Source organism: Rhodococcus sp. NCIMB 12038, assembly GCF_002165735.1.
In the GTDB taxonomy this organism is placed as follows: Bacteria; Actinomycetota; Actinomycetes; order Mycobacteriales; family Mycobacteriaceae; genus Rhodococcus_F.
In genome coordinates this window covers 224746-243383 of the sequence record NZ_NHML01000002.1, presented here as the reverse complement: position 1 = coordinate 243383, position 18638 = coordinate 224746, and the positions used below count along the sequence as shown (strand labels likewise).

Here is an 18638-nt window from a genome sequence, read left to right as displayed (position 1 = left end):
CCCACAACCAGAGGATGACCATGACGATTGATCGAACCCGCCTCATCGACGAGGTGCGACAGATACTGCGGGACTACCACGGCGACCCGGATGCAGACGACGTGACGCTGATCAGTGCCGTCGATGTCCTGGCGACACTGGCCGGTCTGACCTACCTCGTGGACGACGACGGAGCGGTGATGCTCGATACGAACGAGAACGTCACGACGGCGTCGTGGCCCACTCTCCACGACGTGCCCGCTGGGGTGCGCACCGTGCGGGACAGGGTGGGCGTCCGCTGGGATCGACACCAGCGCTTCTGGATCGCAGGTGGCCGCTCGTCGTGCCCGAACCACTACCCGAAGCAGTGCGCGACCGGGCATCCCGGCCTCGGTCCCTTCACCGGCGTCGACCCTGCGGTGCAGTTCCTGCCTGGTGACGGCGACGACGCAGTGCCCTGCGTCGTTGTGGACGGCGTGCAGGTCTACAGCTCCGTCGACGACTCTGGACTACTGCAGGTCTCGGTCGACACCGAGGACGCGGACGGTCTCGTCCCGATCGAGTTCGCCGTGAACGGCACCACGATCGCCTCCGTACCGGGAACGCCGCGACCTCAGAGAGTTACCGCCTCGCCCATGCCAGCCGTTCGCGGCGCGGACGGCGGCGACACCATCACCGAGCTCGCCGAGCTCGAGGCGCTGCCGGTGGGATCGGTGATCAAGCTCCCCGACGGAGAGACCGGCATGGTCATGGTGGCCCGTGACAAGCGGCACGTCATCGGTTACCCCGGAACCCTGCCCGTCGACGAGCTGCCGGACGTGATTCGCGGCGCCTGCGGCGACTCGATCACTGTTCTGTGGCTTCACGGGACGAGCAGGTGAGCGCCGGCAACCGGTGGCGGGGATCCGACCGGTCCGCGCCGCGGACGGCCGCGTCCAGGCTTTCGCGGTCCGATAGCCGCAACACACCGCACAGGGCTATCATTCATTTACACGAGGAAACAGCCGTAAGGGAGGCGATGGCGATGAACAATGCGGCCAAGAGCGTAGAGGACCGCTACCGCCACGGTGACCTTGACTTCGAGACCGCCGTGCGGGAAGTGACCGGCGCCGACCTCGGCCGCGAGTTCTTCGCACGGATCGTGCACGGCCTCGCGGCGGAAGGCCCGGCCGCCCCGGCGCTGTCCGAGCACGACGCCGAGCTGCTGGCCGGGGCCGGATTCGTCACCGACCCCGCCGCCGCCACGGCGGCGCGCGTGAACCGGGACATCCGCATGCAGGACCTGGTCCGCAGCTGCCTGTCGGTGAACGACGCCGCACAGCGCCTCGGTGTCACCACCGCCCGCATCCGCCAGCGCCTGACCGACGGCACCCTGTGGGCATTCGACTCCGGCCGTAACCGGCTGCTGCCGCCCGGCCAGTTCACCGAGACCGGCGCGGTCCCTCACCTCGAGAAGGTCCTGCCGTTGCTCGGCAAGGATCTGCACCCGCTGACCGTGCAGGCGCTGCTCACCCAGCCGCAACCGTCCCTGACAGTCGACGGCGGACATCCGGTGTCGATCGTGGCCTGGCTGACCGGCTGTGCGGGCACCGACGCCGAGATCGAGCAGGCCGCCGACGTGATTGCCGCCGCAGACTGGGAATCGGTGTAGATGGGGGCTGTGACTGTGCTGCCCCCGCCGCCGGCGGTGTCCGTGCTGCGCGGCGCGGGGATCCATCCCGAGGAACTGATCGCCTGGCAGCCCACCGAGCTGCTGTGGCGGGTGCACCGCACCACCGGGGGCCATGTCCTGCCGTGGAACGCGCTGCGGACCTTCGGGCCGATCCTGCGGTTCGACCACCACCCGCTCCCGCGAGGCGAGCACTCCGGCTACGGCATCTGGTACGGCGCATCCGATCCCCGCGGCGGCCTGGCCGAAGCGTTCCAGTCGGCGCGGGTCATCGACCGCCGCCACGGCGACCCGTACCTGACCGGGCTGCGCGTCACCCGGCCGCTGCGGCTGCTCGACGTGTCCGGGATCGGCGGCGCCGCCTGGGCGACCCGCGTCGGCGGCAACCACGCCCTCGACTCGGCCGCGCACGGCCGCACCCAGCACTGGGCCCGCACCATCCACCGCGCCCACGACGACCTCGACGGCATCATCTACCGAGGTCGCTTCGCCGGGAGCGTGTGTGTCGCGCTGGTCGAACGCGCGGCCGACGCCTTCCCCGCCCGCCCGGCGCTGTCGCTGCCGCTCGCGCATCCCGCGCTCGACGGCCAGATCGCCACTGCCGCGTATCAGCTCGGCTACACCATCACCTGACCGACCGACCACACATGGAAGGAGCGCTGCCACCCATGATCACCGTCGCCGACCTGGCCGGCGCCGTCTACTCCTCGGGAAAGGTGTTCGACGGCCTCTCCACCGGTCGCCTCGACACCGAGAACTTCCTGCGCTCGGGAAGCCTGGCCGGAGTCTCCTCCCGCGCCGACCTTGCGCTGCTCGAAGACCTCCGGGACGTCGCGCAGTTCATCATCGACCGCCACGAGCAGCCGATCGACGCCGATTACGTCCGCGCCATCAACGCGCAGATCACCCGCAGCGGCGCCCTGCACCCCGGGCAGCTGCGAACCGATGACCAGCAGATCGGCGTCGGAACCCGCTACGGCCGACACACCCCACCCGCGCTGACCGAGAAGGATCTCCTGCACCTGATCGACTCGGCGATGAGCAACCAGGACGTCACCGAGAATGCCCTGGACCTGTTCGTCGAGCTCGCCAAGGCTCAGCCGTTCGAGGACGGGAACAAACGCACCGCGTTGTTCGTCGCGAACAGCCTGCTCATCGGCCACGGCCAGCTGCTGGTCGTTCCCGTCGACGAGCGGAACCCCACGCTGGCCGACACCTTCAACGATCTGCTCGCCAAGGCGTATATCGAGGACGAACACGACGCGGTGAAGGATCTGATGCGCCAACACGGACTCACCGCGCTTCCGCGCCGAGGCTGCTGAGTCCGTCGGCGGAGCCACCACGGACCCCGGACGGGCTCAACAGACGTCTGACCACAGAAAGCGAAGGAGACAGCTTTGACACGTCTCGACCACGCGCCCTACACAGAGCCGTTTCGGTCCACATGGACTTCTTACACCGGCGTTGCCCTCAAGGCGTTCGAAGGCGACATCAATCGTGCGATCGCCGCACTCGGATCGTCGGACAACGAGGACATGCGGTGGGCGATCGTGCAGATGATCACGCCGGCGCTCACCGAGGCAGATCTCGAGGACAGACGCATCCCGTATGTGACCGAATCCGGCGACGGGGTCGACTGGGTGGTCACATACCCCGACGTCGGCACAGTGCTGGGCATCTGCGAGCACAAACCGCTGGGTGCTCCGGCGCACGGGGCGTGGGCCTCGCACAGTCTGCTCTCCGACAAGACGGCGGTGGTCTGTGAAGAAGGCTACCTAGAAGAGGTCGCCGCCAACATCGAGGTTCTCGACAGCGCTGTGTTCACCGAGGAGCAGTTGACCGACCTGCGGTACTGGACCTACAAGGCCGTCCCCGGCGGAATGCGATCGTCGATTGACCAGGTGCTCAAGTATCGGGCCGACTACGACGGCCGCTTTCCGTGCCACATCCTCAGCGACCAGGGCACGAGCGTCAACGAGATCTACCTCCTCCGAGGCAAGGATGCGCCGCACCGGCCCTACCGCTACGTCGACACAGCGTTCCCTGTTCACTCGACCGCGGACGCCCTCAACCGTCTCGCCGCAGCACTGGCGGGCGTCGACCTCACGCCCGCCGAGAAATCGGACGTCACTCGGGTCGTGGACGCAATGTGGATGCGCGGTCCGGTCGCGATCGACCACGACCTCACCGACGCGGCGAAAACCCTCGTATCGGCAGCCGCCCGCGATGCTGGCTACAACAAAGAGATCGAGTGGCAGCACCGCTCTCGCTCCCACGCCGCTGAGTTCGCAGCCGACCAACAGAGCGCAGCCGGGCCTTCCTGATCCAGGTCCCGTCACCCACCACGAGAACCCGCACCCTGTCTTCGACGGCAGGTGCGGGTTCTTGTGTTTTCGCCCAGCGCAGCGCCCGTGACGTTGGCGGAGCCAACACCGGGCGGAGGTCGAACCATCCACCCTCGACTTCCGGAGACACCCATGCGCATCGTCGTCCAACCCACCTTCCCCGGCCGCCGCCGCAACAGCCCGCACGCGGACACCCTCTGCTCCGACCTGGCGGGACTCATCTCGGCGCCCACCGGCCTGTTCGTCGCCGACGAGGCCGGCATCACCGTCACCGTCGACAACAGGCCGCCCGTTCACGTACACGCGCTGGCCGCCATCAACTCGGACGGCGAGTTCGACGACCGAGTCCACCTCATCGCCACGCTGCCCGGCCTCGGGACGATCCAGCGGGTCCACACCATGGACCTCGCCGGCACCGTCTACACAGCGGTCACCCGGTGCGCCACCGATGTCGCCGTCGGCATTGCCGAAGCTGCGACCGACCTGCAGGTGACCGGCGAATTGGTGGTCCTCGACCACAGCGGCGACGTCCGCATTGACGGAACGTTCTGAGGGGCGAGAGATGAGCGACAGCCCGCCGCGCGGCGTCGCGGAGCCCCGAAGCCTGCGCCGACGCCACTGGACGCTCGGCCGTGTAACTGCCGCGGTGATCGCCCTGCCGGTGCAGGCCGGCGCCGCGGCTCTCATCGTGATGCCGCTCCCGAATCAGGACGACGGGTGGCGCACCGTCGCTCAGGAGTCCGCCACTCCGGCGATGCAGAACGCAGGCCTGCTCACCGCGATCCTGGTGATAATCGCCGCCGTAGCGTTCGTCGTCTGGCTCCTGGCCTGGGGGATCCAGGAGCTCATGAGCGGCCTCCGGCCGCACAGGAGCCGTCGTCGCCCGGGACGACGAGACCGGCAACGACATGCGCAACCTGTCCCCGCTGTGGGTGCTCTTCACCGAGGACGCGCGCCAGCAGTTCCTCGAGATGTTCTGGGCGCACCGGTCCGGCCGAGCGCGGCTGTGAGAGCATCACCGCATGAGTCACGGGTACCCCGCCGATAGCCCCACCGTCCGCCGGCACGGCCGGGCTATCGGGTTCAGTCCCTCACCGAACGGCTGTTCCATCCGCGCGTGGTGGACGCAAGACGGCAACCCGATCGGCACCTACTCCTCCTTCGAAGAAGCCGTTCAGGCCGGACTCGAGGCGCTCGGATGCGAGGATCCCGCCGAAGTCGAACGGGAGACCGCGCGCATCGCCACCGAGTTCCACGAGGTCGACTGGCGCTGACCCACCCGACCTAGACCTGGCTCGCGAGAACCTGCGCGGCCGCCGGAGTCACCGGCCCCGGCCGACCCTAAGAACCCGCACGCTGCCCTCACCGGCAGGTGCGGGTTCTTCTTTTTATTTATCGCGCTGACCGGACAGGCGCCACTGCACGGCGCCGAGGCGGACACATGACGGCGTATGCGCGGTGGCCATTGCGCACTTGAGCGGCTCGCTGCATCCACACGCGAGCCGCGCGGAGCGCAGATTGTCAGTCCAACGGACATGCAGCATCCGCAGTATCGGCATACTCAAGCCACGCAATGGCTGTTGCGCGGCGTTTATGCCTTACTGCTCGTTGTATGGTGGTCGTGCGGTGATACTGCGGTCGCTATACGGCGATAGTGCCGCCTCCGTTCGCATAAATGCCGGACCGCATCCGCATAATTGCTCGAACCTTGCCGCTGTGCGGCGGTTGAATCGCTGCAGTACGACAACACGGCCATCTGAGTACCGCCACGCAACATCCACACTGAGCGCCAGTAGCCGCGGTCGAGGCATCGCAACGCCGTTGCGATGCCACTGGGCAGCCGCACAACCGCCACGATGCCCTGACCTGCGGGTTTGCTGCAATCGGTGGCGACGAACGGCTCCCGCTGAGCAGCTTCCGCGATTCTCTACGGCCTCCGATAAATGGGTTCGACGCCCTCGGCGCAATTATTTCGAGCAATTCACCCTGTGCTCGATCCGCTCAACAATAAATCGACATAAGCCCGAATAATTAAGGCGTATTCGTGCGCCCACCTCGGAGTCATTTATCCACCATGAATCGGTGCCCGTATCGAATTTTCACGGACCCGACTGTTCTCATCCGCGTGATACTCCCGCACCACAACAAAGCAGCTCCCGCGGCGCACGTGGAGCCAGGTGAGCGATGCAAGGAGAGGTGACCTGGCGGCACCGACGCTGCGCGCCGGGGCCGGTCGCAGAAGAGCGCTGCGACCTACCCACGTGCGCCGCAGAAGCGCCCTGTTCCCGCCGTCCCCGGAGCGAGATCCTGCAGCCGACCGCGGCTACCGCGACCCAAGGCCGGCCGCTACGGACCCGCTCCAAGATCGCGGCTGCCCCCGCTGTGGCGGGCCTGCGAACAGGGCCTGCCGCCGCTCCCAGCCGTTCACGCGACCGGACTCTCCGTGCCCACGCGGGTCGGCCGCACCGCTGCATTCCGGCGACACCGAAGGCGGCCGAACCCCGCTGACGCGGCTGCTGTGACTCCCCCGGTCAGACGACTCGGCGACCGCGGGGTTGTGACGTCACCGGCCTCCGTAAGCACCCTCCTGCACCCCGTCCGGGGGCGGTCCGGATCGACCTTCTGTGCCCGTGCCGAGCGCGCGGTGACACGTTCTGCGGACGTCGTGCGCCTGGGCCCGGAGGCGGTCACGAGAGACAGCGGCGAGGCAGCGGCACGGGTGCGGCCGCGTAGCTGTGACACCGGCGCAGTCGGTGCCCGCACCCGTCATCGGGGCCGACTTCACGGCAGCCGATCGATCTCGGCGGGCAACCGGATCGAGGCGAGCGAACAGACCTCGTCACCGGCTCAGCCCGTCCCGCTCCTGCGGCCCGGGACGGTGACGCGCCTGGCGGCGCTGCGAAGCGGTACCGGCCGTCGCCGGCCGCTGCGGTTGCGCGCTTTCGTGGGGCCCTCACCGGTGCCTGCTGCTCGTCGATACGCGCTCACGCGCGGGCACCGGACCCACGAAAACACTCCACCTGCGCGGATGTGGTGTCCGCGGCTGACGCCGCCCTGAGGACACCACGGGGCCACGAGATGACCCGCGGCTGACGCCACGGGCTGCGGCTGCGCCTTGCTTGGCACGGCCCGCTGGCGCGGTCCGTGTGACCCTGACGCCACCACACCGATGCGGCCCCGCCGCTCGCTGCGCTCACTGGCGGTTCCAGGGCCGCAATCCCGCCTCCGGCGCTCTTGCGACATCTGCGTCAGTGACTTGGCTCATAGGGCGCAAGACGAACCCGCTCTGGACTGGGGAAACCTGAAATCGATGCCGTTCTTGCGACCCCCGTTTTCGAGGGTGTCTCCCGTTCCTGCGACGGGTCGCAAGAACGGCGAATCCTGCCTGTTTCCCCAGATCGCCAACTACGCAAGTTCCCCTCGCTAACGCTCGGAGCCACTTGCTATGGCTCTAGAAAAAAAGGGCATAAGGAGTCGTGACGCACTTCGGGTTTCGTTCGCTTCGCTCACTACACCCTTCGTTTGCCCGGCAGAGCCGGGACGACCTCCTCGGCTGGCGCCTCGTCGCCCTCGCTGCGCTCGGGTCCTTATCGCCGTCAGACCTCTCTCGGGCGGCCGCGGGCGGCCTTCTCGTTCCCCCTGTCGGCGCCCCCTCCGGGGTGCCCGCTCCGCCGCGGCCGGAGTCCGGAGTGGTGCTCGGCGCTGGCGCGCCTGCGGCCCTCTCCGGGTCGGTTACTCGCCCGCTCGCAACCTCGATGCCGCTGCGTCCTGCCTGCCTTGGTTCGCGCCCCGGGCGCGCGTGTCTGCGACAGGTGGGGCCTGCTGCCCGGTGCCCGCCGCTGCGCTCCGCTGGTGTGTCGGTGGGGTCACCACCAGGTGACCCGTCTCGTGGCTGGACAGCTCGCTCGCTGCCTGGTTCGCCCCATGGGTGTGGTCACCTGAGTGGGCCCAGTTCGGCCACTGATCGTCACGAATTTTGGCCCCGGCTGAGGCGGACGGTGGTTGCGGGCAGGGTGGTGCTGCGGCGGCGCACTCGACGCGCTCGGGCTCGATCCCTGCGCCCGTGGACGGGATGGTGGCGGACTCGGAGATGGCGCCCGTGAGTCGATTGGTCGTGGCTGTTGCCGAGACGATCCGGCACCGGTGAAGTCGTGACGTCACAGCTCTCTCAAGGCGGCCTGATTCGGCCACCCGAGGTGGTGTTGTCGCCTGCCATGAGCATGGGACCGTTTTGATCTGATTTCTGCCACCCTCATGGGACCACTCGGATTGCCAGTCATGGGACCACCCCGGCGCGTCGCGCCGGAGTCCCGTCGAATGACTCGTTTGATCGTCGTATCGGTATCCCCGATCACGAAGGCGGACGGGCATGGCATTTCGGGAGGTCAACGTGAACGAAGTGAAGGAAGTACTCCGGATCTGGCTCGGGGTGCCCGGGTCCCGGCCACCGGGCCTGCGCACGATCGCCGCGCACTGCGGGGTGGACCGCAAGACGGCGCGCCGATACATCGAGGCCGCCCAGGCCGCCGGCCTGCAGCGCACCGACGGGATCGAGGCCCTAGACGACGGGCTGATCGGGACGGTGATCGAGGCGGTGCGCCCGGCCCGCCCGAATGGGCACGGCGCCGCCTGGGACCAGCTGCTGGGGTTCGAGGACCAGATCACCGCGTGGGTGGCCGGCGACGGAAACCATCCACCGCTGACGATCACCAAGATCGACACCCTGCTGGCCCGTCAGGGCTGTGTGGTGCCGTACCGGACGTTGCACCGATTCGCCACCGAGCGGTGCGGTTTCGGCCGCAAGGACACCACCGTCCGCATCGTCGACGGCGATCCCGGCAGCGAATGCCAGATCGACTTCGGCTACCTCGGCTACCTGACCGATCCGGAGACCGGGCGGCGCCGCAAGGTCCACGCGCTGATCTTCACCGCGGTGTACTCGCGGCACATGTTCGTGTGGTTGACATACTCGCAGACCCTGGCGGCGGTGATCGCCGGCTGCGAGGCGGCGTGGACCTTCTTCGGCGGTGTCTTCAAGGTCCTCATCCCGGATAACCTGAGACCGGTGGTGTCCGAGGCGGACGCGGTCAATCCGCGGCTGTCGCAGGGTTGGTTGGACTACGCCCAGCACACCGGGTTCGTGACCGACCCGGCCCGGATCCGGTCCCCAAAAGATAAACCCAGGGTCGAGCGCGCCGTTCAATATGTACGTGGAAACTACTGGGCCGGTGAGGAATTCGCGGATCTCGCCGACGCGCAACAGCGGGCCGAAGCGTGGTGCCGTGACACCGCGGGGATGCGGAAGCACGGCACCACCGCGGCCCGCCCACTCGAGGTGTTCGACGAGGACGAGGCACCGATACTACTGCCCGTCCCCGCGGTTTACGACGTGCCGATCTTCAAACAGGTCAAGGTGCACCGCGACTTCCATGCCGAGGTCGCCAAGGCGTTGTATTCGATCCCGGGACCGTGGATCGGATCCACCCTCGAGGCGCGGGCCGACAGTGCGCTGGTGAAGTTCTACGCCCACGGCAAACTGGTGAAGGTGCATCCGCGGCAGCCCGCCGGTGGGCGCAGCACCGACCCGGAGGATTTGCCCACTGAGAAGGTCGGGTATGCGATGCGGGACCTGGATCGGCTGATCGCCACCTGCGCCGGGCACGGCCGCTGCGTCGGGATCTACGCCGAAAGGCTGCTCGACGATCCGTTGCCTTGGATCCGGATGCGGGCGGTCTACCGGCTGCTCGGGTTGGTCCGACGCTACGGGCCCGGCCCGGTCGAAGCGGCGTGCAGCACGGCGCTGGAGCTGGATGTGGTGTCGGTGAGCAAGATCGCCTCGATGCTCGAACGCGCCACCGAGACCACCACACCGCTGCTGCCGGCCGCCGGGTCGGCGGCACCGTCCCGGTTCACCCGCGATCCCGCCGAGTTCGCCACCAACCGGACCGGCCCCGCCACATCTGGGACCGCCTCCGCCACCGAGCGGACCACCCCTGCCACTGCCGGGACCGGCGTCGCCACCGACAGGACCGCGCACCTGACGGTGATCGTCGGCGGCAACACCGACACGAAGGAGCCACGATGACCACCCCACCCGCACCGGTTCCCGGCCCGGTCGACCCGATCGGCGCCGACCTGATCGCCCTTCTCAAGGCCCTCAAACTCGGCGCCCTCAAGGACACCCTGCCCGAGCGACTCGCCCTGGCCCGCCAACACCAACTCAGCCACGTCGCGTTCCTGGAACTGCTCCTCGCCGACGAGGTATCCCGCCGGGAATCACGCTCGGCCACTTTGCGGTCGGCGAAGGCCGGGCTGGATCAGTCGATGCGGATCGACACCTGGAACGCCCTCGACGACCTCCGCTACGACCGATCCCTGCTCTCGGACCTGGTCTCGCTGCGGTTCGCCGAGGCCGGCCACTCCGTCCTGGTTCTGGGTCCGGTCGGAGTCGGCAAGACCCACCTGGCGACCGCCCTCGGGCACATCGCGATCCGGCGCCGGATGACGGTGCTCTGCGCCCGCGCGGACAAGCTGTTCGCCCGTCTGCGCGCCGCCCGGCTCGACAACTCGGTCGAGGCGGAGATGCGGCGCATCGCCACCGTCGATCTCCTGGTCCTCGACGATTTCGCCCTGAGGCCCCTGGATGCCACCGAGACCAACGACTTCTACGAGTTGGTCGTCGAGCGCCATCGCCGCAAGGCGACGATCGTCAGCTCGAACAGGGAGCCGTCGAAAGCGCACAGGTTCGTGCGAACGTGTGCATGGTGTCGCCTGAAATCTCACAGGTCTGCGAGCAGGGTGGGATCGACGCGGTCGGCGAAGTAGGCGAGGACGCCTTCGGCGCTCATGCCGTAGGTGGTGGCGATCAGGTTGGGGTCGTGGCTGTTGGTCAAGGCCAGCAGTCGGGAGGCGCGCAGCGTGGAGATCGTGGTGTCGGCGGGGTCGAGGATGTGGCCGAGGTAGGGCTGGGACGCCGGTGTCCGCCCGGATCGGGTGATCTTGGTGATGATGACGTGGGGATTGTGGGTGCCGGATGGGCGGTGATCGAGGCATCGGGTCAGTGCGGCCCAGGTCGCCGGGTCCAGCGGGATCGGATGTGGGCGGCGGCCGAGCCGAACCGTGCGGTGTTGGTGATCGATGTCGGCGATCTGCAGGTGACGCAGTTCGTGCTGTGAGGCGCCGTGGATCAACGCCATCAGGCCGACGAGGGCCTCGTTCGGTGCCACCTCGGTTGATGTGCACCAGCGCGTGAACAGTTCGCGCTGTCGTGAGCGCGGCAGGGTCCGTCCATGGAATCCGCGGGGCGTGCGCACGCGCAGCTCGGCGGTGGGATCGATCAGGATGAGTTTGTTGCGGCGAGCGAAGCGGAAGAATTGGCGAAGTCCGGCCAGGCGGCCGTCGGTGGGCGACACCTCGGCGAGGTGGTCCTCGATCACGGATTTGTCGACCTGCGCCCAGTCCTCGATCCCGCGTCCGACGAGATGACGTGACAGGTCACGGATCTGGGCCAATCGCTTGTCGATGGTGGTGTCGGTGCGGGGACGGGTCCCGGCGCGGCGGGCGCGGTCTCGTTCGTCGAGCATTGCGCGTTCGAATGCGGCGACGGCGGGCCGCAACGGTTCGGGCACGGCCTGCAGGCGTCGCGCCCGGCGGCCGGCCGCGAGCCGCTGCGGCTGGTCGGTGGGCAGGGCAAGAGCTCGGGTGGTGAAGAAGTCCTCGAGCATCTTCGCGAGCGACCCGATCGAGCGGCCGGGGATGCGGGCCCGGTCGAGCAGGGTCTGCGGCAGTGCCCGTGGCTCGGTGCGCAGCAGCGCCCCGAGCTGACTCACCAGATGTGTCGCCTGCGCCGGACAGTACCGAGTCGACACATGGATGGTGAAGTCCCACAGCCAATCCGGTGGCTCATCGAGTTCGGCGAGGAGGTGCTCGGCGCGGGTGTAGGGGCGTTGGGGGCGGCGTTGCCAGCAGCGGTTGCACAGCCTCGCCCCGCCGCCGCGGATCACGCGCCCGCACTCGGTGCATGCGGCGGCGGGTTTCGGCGCCGACCCCGGTTGTGAGCACGGTCCGCACCAACCGGTGTGTTCGCGTATGTAGCCGTCGCGGCCGCAGCGCGGACAGCGTCGGCGGGCGGCGGTGAGGTCGTGACGGCGTCGGCACCGCAGACACCGGCTCTCGTCCTTGCGGCGCACGACGGCGCCGCAGTCGTGGCAGGTGCGCGAACACGACCGGCATCGCCCGGTGTCCGGGCTCAGGACCCGCTCGATCCCGCAGCGGGAACACGGCGACTTCGCCGCGGCGCCGACCGTGTTGCGCCAGCACCGGCAGCACAAATCGCGACCCAGTCGGCCCCGCGGCCGACCGCAGCGGGTGCAGTCCCCGACCTTCGTCGTCACACCGGCGGCATCGACCGGCCGCCGACTCGCCGCGCCGCGGGCTCCGATGCCGTCGGCGCCGAGGGCTCGGCGGGGACCCGATCGGGCGTGGTGTCGAGGTCGAACAGGTCGTTCGGTGTGCACTCGAGCGCAGTGCACAACGCCAGCAGCGTGCTGAGCTTGATCTGCGACGGTTCCTTGGTGAACAACGCCGACACCGACGCCGACGACAGCTCGAGTCCGCCGCGTTCGGCGAGCAGCCGGCGCAGCTCGGTGCCGGTCCATACTTCCCGTTGCGCCGCGGCCATCCGCAGTTTCCATCTAATGTGCATCATCATCTCCCTGCAGGAACGCGACAGTGTCGGACACCGCACTGCGGTAGGCGTCCTCGATGAACGTCTCCGACGGACGGACGTACCGCATCGTCGATCCCACCGTCCAGTGCCCTAACATCTGTTGTATCGCAACGAGATCCACGCCTCGTTCATAGTTGTGGGTGGCACATGCCCGGCGCAACGCGTGCGGGCTGAACCGGTCCGCCGGCGAGCAGTGCTCGAGATCCTGCAGATACCGCAGACGGTTGCGGATCGTGCCCCGGGCCATTGCACCACCACTCTGATCGCAGAACAACACCGCCGATTCCGGCAACTTCGGTCGGACATCCTCGAGATACCACCGCACCACCAGATCCAGGTGGTCAAGCATAGGAACCCACCGCGGCCGCGGCCCAGAGGTGCGGGCACCCTTGCCGAACCGCACATGCAACTTCCCGAACGGGCCGCGCCCGAAGTAGACGTCCGCGATCTCGAGTTTGGACGCCTCATCGGAGCGCAACCCGGCGTGATACAAGGTCCGGAACAGCGCATAATCCCGGGCCGCTGGCGCGTACTTGCGAGCCGAGCCGATCCGTTCCTTGAGGAAGTCGAAGAAGACGGCCACCCGACTCACGCTCGGAGGCGGAAGCAGCCTCGGTGAATCGTCACCGACATGACGGCTCGCATTGAACTCGTCGATCGGGTTCGTCAACCGCACCCCGAACAACGCCTCGATCTCCCCGGCACGCCGAGTGATCAGGAACCGGTGAAAACTGCTCAGCGCCTGCACATATCTGCGTCGAGTCGACGCCAGCAAGCCGTCCGCGGCCATCGCTCCGACCACCCGATCGACATCGTCGGCGGTGGCCTCCCACACCGGTTTGCCCAACGCCGCCAGCATCCGCTCGAGCTCACCCGTCTCGTTGTCGATGGTCACCGCACTGAAGCCTCGGACCACCCGCGAGGTCACGAACGCCTCGACGCATTCGAGTTGAAAGGTCAGCGGATCGGTCGACGCGTGGGCGACCTCGACCGTCCTGCCCTGCACCACACGAAATGTGTGACTCATACCACACAGGTTAAGGCCACCTTGCTCGTCAAGGTGGCACCGACACGAACGGAATTCCACCTCGAAAACCGTCGACTCCCCAAACCGGCGTGAATGGCCAGCTCGCAGGCAATTTCCGAGAGAATGAACCTATGCCACTTCCGGTTGAATGGCTGTCGATGACCACCGATGCCCTACTCGCCCAGTCGGCGATCGACCGGCTCACCTCCTCGGCACACACCCTCGTCATCGAGGGCCCGTCCTACCGGCAACGCACCCGTCCGGGACATGACGCGGTTGACAGCTCAGAAGGCGAGGTCGATGCTCGATGACACCTTCGGGTGGTCCCATGCTCGTGGCAACGAGGTGGTCCCATCACCCTGGCAAGCGACAGGTGTTCGCCGGCAGCGTTTCGGCTGGGCGGCGTGGGCTGTGGGCGTCCCTGGAATCGGGGTCGGTTGTGGGTGCAGTGGACACTCACGGAGTGAGCACCCGGAGGGTGCCGCGGGGCGAGCACGCCACCGCGTTGAGCCACCCCCTTCGACCCCGGGAGCCGAGTGTGAAGAATTGCGTCAACTGTGGATTTCAGATCGTGTACAGGGAGCGGGACTTCCGTTGGGTGCACACCGGCACCTCCAACCAGACATCCGGTCACCTCTGCTGGCCTGGTGTGAGCGAGGACGTCGCCACCGCCGAGTCGGACGAGTGATCCGAGCCTGCAAGGGGGCTCGACGCGGCAGTCCGCGATCTTCGGATGCCGGCCTGAACCCGTCCGTCGCATCCCGGTGCCCTGGAGACACCCTGCGCGTTACTTCGACGCAATTTCCGACCTCGGTAGGCGTCGGATTATTGAATGCTTTTTCTTTTCCTGTCGCCATTGTTTACCGCGTGACTCCAATTTTTCTTCGTACGGAATATGGGAGGCGGCGCAGGCGCTCGGAATTCCAATTCCCAGTGCATCGGTAACCCCCTATTCGGGCCTACGCCAGCCGCGAATACGAATTTCCTCTGGAAACTCTGAACCTCTCGATCGGCCGCTGGTACGCGGCCCGGGTGGAGTGCTGATCTCGGCTCACTCGCCGATGCTCTGCCCGTCGAAAGGAACGGCCATGCCGCCGATCTACACCCCCACTTACCGCTACGACGACGCGACGTTGACTCCCCCGGCGCCCGGCCGGGAGTTGATCATGAAGATCGGGCTTGTTCAGTCGCTGCCCGGTATCGGCCCGAAGATCGGCGGCCGGTACATCGGCGTCCCCCGCGCGATCGGTCCCCTGAACACCCGGCTGTGGCGCCCCGACGACGGAGTCGAGATGACACTGCCGAACGAACAGGTCATGCCGTGGACGAGTTCCTTCGGAACGTTCGCGATCACCGCACGCGGAATCCACCCGCTGTCGGCTGAGCCCGGCTGGGAATGGCTGAACTGGACCGTTGCCGACCACCTCGCCCACGATGCTGCTACGGCTGGCGCCTGCAACCCGCTGGTCGTCGTGCCGTGTGGGGCTGCCAAGGAGAGAACGCCAGCTCCTGCGGCGCGGCTCTACCGGAGCACGTACTTCCGGCTCGGTCTGAACGCCGCCAACGCGCTCACCGGCCCCGAGTCCGTTCGCATTTTGTCGGCCCGTCACGGGCTGCTGCCCTTGCACACCGTCATCGAGCCGTACAACCTGCGGCTGGGCCAGCCTGGGTCGGTCACAGCGGGTCAACTCCGGGTGCAGGCAGCTGGACAAGGTTTGCTCGATCGCCGCGACGTCGTCCTTTTCGGCGGTCGCGACTACGTCGATCTCGCGCGGCAGATCTGGCCGCACGCTCTCACCCCGCTCACCGGCTCCGCCGGCATCGGCGAGCAGCAGCAGCGCCTGGCCGCCATCGCTGCCGCCGGCCACCTGAACTGACCACCCACGCGCCTTGGGGTCACGCGCCCATCCGAAAGGACCACACCTGTGTCCGCATTGACAATCACGCATACCCACGCCGCCGGCAGTCTGATCGACGGCACGAGCCGCGGCGATGGCTCCGGAGAGATCCTGAAGGACCAGCGCTGGCGCTGGTCCCGGAACCTGCAGTCCTGGTACGTCCCGCAGTCGCGGGACCGCCGCGCGAAGCTCGCCCACATCAACGCCACCGCCGCCGCGCTGCGCGCCGCCGGTTTCACCGTCGAGATCGAGATCGACGACACCTACCGTCAGGTCGCCGACGTCGAGGCCGACAAAATCACGCGCCAGGAGGATCGGGTCGATGCGCTCAATGCGAAGGCCGACCGCAAGGCCAGCGACGCCGATGACGCATGGGACGCCGAGCGTGCCGCATACGCCGCGCTGCCTGAAGGTGGGGAGCCGATCAAGATCGGCCATCACAGCGAGAGGCGGCATCGCGCTGCGATCGACAAGGCGTGGAACACGCTCGGCAAGGCCGTGCACGCCGAGCGCGACGCCGCCACCGCGCGCGGCCGCGCGGACGCCGCCGCGAGGACGACCGACCACCGCTACGCCCCGCAGACCGTCGCTCGCCGCATCGACAAGCTCGCCGCCGAGCTGCGCGGCCTCGAGCGCAACCGCGACGGCTACTCCCGGACCCTGCACACCAACAAGCAGACCGGCGAGAAGTACACCGAGGACCACGCCCCGGCCAGTGGCGCGGACCGCGAGCGGGCCTTGGACGAGATCGAGCACACCTCCGAGAAGCTGGCCTACTGGCAGGGCGTACGCGCCCAGCAGATCGCCGACGGCACAGTCACCCTCTACAGCCGCGACGTCATCGCCAAGGGCGACCACGTGTTCTACGTCGGCCAGTGGAACGAGGTCGTGAAGGTCAACGCGAAGACCGTCACCATCCGCTCGATCGTCGGAGGCGGCTGGAACGACCGGATCGCCTACTCCGAGATCCGCAACCTGCGAGACGCCGAGGCCCGCCCGATTCGCATCGCCGACGGCCAGCGGGTCACCGCGCCCGTCGGCGAAACCACTACCGATCACCCCGCCGGGGTTGCGCGGTGACCGAGATCTACATCGGCGAACCCGACACCCACGAACCGAAAAGAGCGCACCTCATGCTGATCACCATCGAAATCCAGGACAGCTACGCCAACGGCGACGACTTCACTCGCACAGAGACGGTCACCGTCACCCCTCCCCTCGTCGGCGCCGACCTCGACGACTGGGCCACCAACTCCCTGTTCCCGTTCACCGGACAGGGCGAGCGTTACGCGGACGTCGACAGCATCCACGAGGTGACGGTTCTCGGCTGCGTCTCCCGGCCCGAGCTCGTCGGCGCGGCCTTCAATTTCGGCTGATCCCCCGACTCCGCCCTACCTCGACCGCATCCTCCACCTCGAATCTCGGCATCAGCCCACACCGAAGGCCGAGATTCGTCTCAAACGGAAATCAGGGAATGACCGAAATTCACATCGCTGAAGCGCAATACGTCGACCCGCGCGCGGGCAACGACAAGTTCTATCGAACCTTCGTCATCGGATCGTCCTGGGTCACCCAGTACGGCCGCAACGGCACCATCGGCACGTTCACCAAGCTGGTCGAGACCGCGTCGGAAATGGCTGCGGTCGAGGCCGCCGCTGCCAAGTTCACCTCGAAGGTGAAGAAGGGATACGCCCCCTCTCAGGCCGGGTCGCTGATTCTCGACCGGGTCGTCGACTTAGGCAGTCTCGATGTGCTCGACGAGCTGGCCGACAGGCTTCCCGCGTCCAGCGGCGCTGCCGCGTCCGCCGTGATGCACGAGCCTGCTGCGACGGTGGACCTGGGGCCCGAGGTGTTGCCCGACTGCACCAGACCCCTGAACTCGGCCTTGCTCGCCGCGGGCGTGGTGCCGACGATCAACTTCTTCACTACATCGTCGCTGCCCCCGCGACCCATGCTTGCCGCCGTTTTGCCGGCTGACGATGTCAGCGGTGTCCTGGAGTCCGAGGACTGGGTCACCCAGTTCAAGTACGACGGAGATCGGGTGCTTGTGGAGGTCGACGCCGGCCGTATCCGCGTCCTCAACCGGCAAGGTGAAGTCAAGACCCGCAACGTCGGTCGCGCCCAGCTGCTCCCCTTCACTGCGCTGCACGTCGGCAGGTGGGTGTTCGACGGTGAGGTCGTCGGCCGCACGCTGGTGTTGTTCGACCTGGTGTCCGCCTCCTCCGAAGCGTTGGCCTGGGTCACCGACGGCGACTCCTTCACCACGCGCTACATGGCCCTGTGCGTCATCGCTGAGTCACTGGGTGTTCCGACGGCAGAGCAGGACACATCGGCTCCGGTCGTGGTCGCACCCGTGGCCTTCGGTCCGGGGTCCAAGGCGCGGATGCTCACCGACGCGGTCATGGATCAGCGCGAAGGCGTCATCGCGCGCCGCCGTGCCGGGGTCTACGAGCAGGGTCGCCGGTCGATGGACCTGCTCAAGCACAAGTTGATCAAGGACGTCGACGTCGTGGTCACCGGCCTGCATGCCACCAAGGAGTCCGCGACCCTCTCGGTGCACAACGAATACGGGAACCTCGTCGAGGTCGGCTCTGTCTCGACCATCGGCAAGGGACCTGTGTCCGTGGGCGGTGTCTGGGTGGTGACCTTTCTCTACGTCACCGATCCGAATCATCCGCGCCTGGTCCAGCCTCGTCTGGTTCGCCGTCGCACGGACAAGACCCCGACGCAGTGTCTGCTCGATCAGTTCGCCGATGCCGGCACGAAGCGGATCGTCTGACCGGACCTGATCTTGACCGGGACCTCGAGGTGCGAGGGGTCATCTCGGGGTTCCGGTCATCCCCCGACGGTGGACGAGACGACAGCCGCACCGACCAACAGGATCGTCTGACAGCGTCCACGGCCCCGGAAGGTGAATCGCCTTCCGGGGTCTCAACTTCTTCGAAGACTATCCGATGAATATCGGAGATTGTGAGATATTCCCAGTTAAGAA

Annotated in this window: 16 protein-coding genes and 1 pseudogene; 14 read left to right on the top strand and 3 right to left on the bottom strand. The window is 67.5% G+C overall.

Going from position 1 to position 18638, the window contains the following annotated elements; translation table 11 throughout:
• The first annotated feature begins 20 nt into the window (after positions 1–20).
• The 9 genes from CA951_RS03400 (at position 21) to CA951_RS03360 (ending at position 10818) form a co-directional block, all read left to right on the top strand.
• Positions 21–860 carry a hypothetical protein gene (locus CA951_RS03400; RefSeq protein ID WP_087555522.1) on the top strand — a complete coding sequence of 280 codons (840 nt, stop codon included), beginning with the start codon at positions 21–23 and terminating at the stop codon, positions 858–860.
• A gap of 137 nt (positions 861–997) precedes the next feature.
• The gene (locus tag CA951_RS03395; RefSeq protein ID WP_087555521.1) at positions 998–1630 is read left to right on the top strand and encodes a hypothetical protein; all 633 of its coding nucleotides are present in this window, start codon (positions 998–1000) and stop codon (positions 1628–1630) included.
• Positions 1631–2281 carry an RES family NAD+ phosphorylase gene (locus CA951_RS03390; RefSeq protein WP_087555520.1) on the top strand — a complete coding sequence of 217 codons (651 nt, stop codon included), beginning with the start codon at positions 1631–1633 and terminating at the stop codon, positions 2279–2281.
• 35 nt (positions 2282–2316) lie between these two features.
• Positions 2317–2970, top strand: a complete 654-nt coding sequence (locus CA951_RS03385; RefSeq protein ID WP_087555519.1) for a Fic family protein — start codon at positions 2317–2319, stop codon at positions 2968–2970.
• 75 nt (positions 2971–3045) lie between these two features.
• A complete protein-coding gene (locus tag CA951_RS03380) occupies positions 3046–3972 on the top strand; it encodes a hypothetical protein (protein WP_087555518.1) in 927 nt (308 codons plus the stop codon).
• Positions 3973–4125: 153 nt separating this feature from the next.
• Positions 4126–4545, top strand: coding sequence for a hypothetical protein (locus CA951_RS03375; RefSeq protein WP_087555517.1), 420 nt, complete (start codon positions 4126–4128; stop codon positions 4543–4545).
• A gap of 470 nt (positions 4546–5015) precedes the next feature.
• Positions 5016–5267 carry a hypothetical protein gene (locus CA951_RS03370; RefSeq protein WP_087555516.1) on the top strand — a complete coding sequence of 84 codons (252 nt, stop codon included), beginning with the start codon at positions 5016–5018 and terminating at the stop codon, positions 5265–5267.
• A 3095-nt stretch (positions 5268–8362) separates the two neighbouring features.
• A complete protein-coding gene (gene istA, locus CA951_RS03365) occupies positions 8363–10078 on the top strand; it encodes an IS21 family transposase (protein ID WP_087555515.1) in 1716 nt (571 codons plus the stop codon).
• A complete protein-coding gene (locus CA951_RS03360; protein ID WP_256973277.1) occupies positions 10075–10818 on the top strand; it encodes an ATP-binding protein in 744 nt (247 codons plus the stop codon). The genes istA and CA951_RS03360 overlap by 4 nt, the downstream gene beginning before the upstream one ends.
• Here CA951_RS03360 and CA951_RS03355 read toward each other — a convergent pair.
• The 3 genes from CA951_RS03355 to CA951_RS03345 form a co-directional block, all read right to left on the bottom strand.
• On the bottom strand, positions 10773–11996 hold the full coding sequence (locus CA951_RS03355) for an integrase (RefSeq protein WP_256973276.1): 1224 nt from the start codon (positions 11994–11996) through the stop codon (positions 10773–10775). The two genes, CA951_RS03360 and CA951_RS03355, sit on opposite strands and share 46 nt — an antisense overlap.
• Positions 11997–12382: 386 nt before the next feature.
• Complete coding sequence (locus CA951_RS03350) at positions 12383–12697, bottom strand: helix-turn-helix transcriptional regulator (protein WP_087555580.1); 315 nt, start codon at positions 12695–12697, stop codon at positions 12383–12385.
• The gene (locus CA951_RS03345) at positions 12687–13748 is read right to left on the bottom strand and encodes a tyrosine-type recombinase/integrase (RefSeq protein WP_087555514.1); all 1062 of its coding nucleotides are present in this window, start codon (positions 13746–13748) and stop codon (positions 12687–12689) included. The genes CA951_RS03350 and CA951_RS03345 overlap by 11 nt, the downstream gene beginning before the upstream one ends.
• A 140-nt stretch (positions 13749–13888) precedes the next feature.
• On the opposite strand from CA951_RS03345, the pseudogene CA951_RS03340 reads away from it, so the two are divergent.
• The 5 genes and pseudogenes from CA951_RS03340 to CA951_RS03315 all read left to right on the top strand — a co-directional run.
• Positions 13889–14059 (top strand): annotated as a pseudogene (locus tag CA951_RS03340) (ATP-binding protein); the annotation flags it as partial.
• Between the two features lie 777 nt (positions 14060–14836).
• Complete coding sequence (locus tag CA951_RS03330; RefSeq protein ID WP_256973274.1) at positions 14837–15625, top strand: DUF6884 domain-containing protein; 789 nt, start codon at positions 14837–14839, stop codon at positions 15623–15625.
• 48 nt (positions 15626–15673) lie between these two features.
• On the top strand, positions 15674–16726 hold the full coding sequence (locus CA951_RS03325; protein WP_087555511.1) for a DUF3560 domain-containing protein: 1053 nt from the start codon (positions 15674–15676) through the stop codon (positions 16724–16726).
• Positions 16723–17022, top strand: coding sequence for a hypothetical protein (locus tag CA951_RS03320; RefSeq protein WP_087555510.1), 300 nt, complete (start codon positions 16723–16725; stop codon positions 17020–17022). The genes CA951_RS03325 and CA951_RS03320 overlap by 4 nt, the downstream gene beginning before the upstream one ends.
• Before the next feature lie 98 nt (positions 17023–17120).
• The gene (locus CA951_RS03315; RefSeq protein WP_087555509.1) at positions 17121–18425 is read left to right on the top strand and encodes a WGR domain-containing protein; all 1305 of its coding nucleotides are present in this window, start codon (positions 17121–17123) and stop codon (positions 18423–18425) included.
• Positions 18426–18638 lie beyond the last annotated feature (213 nt).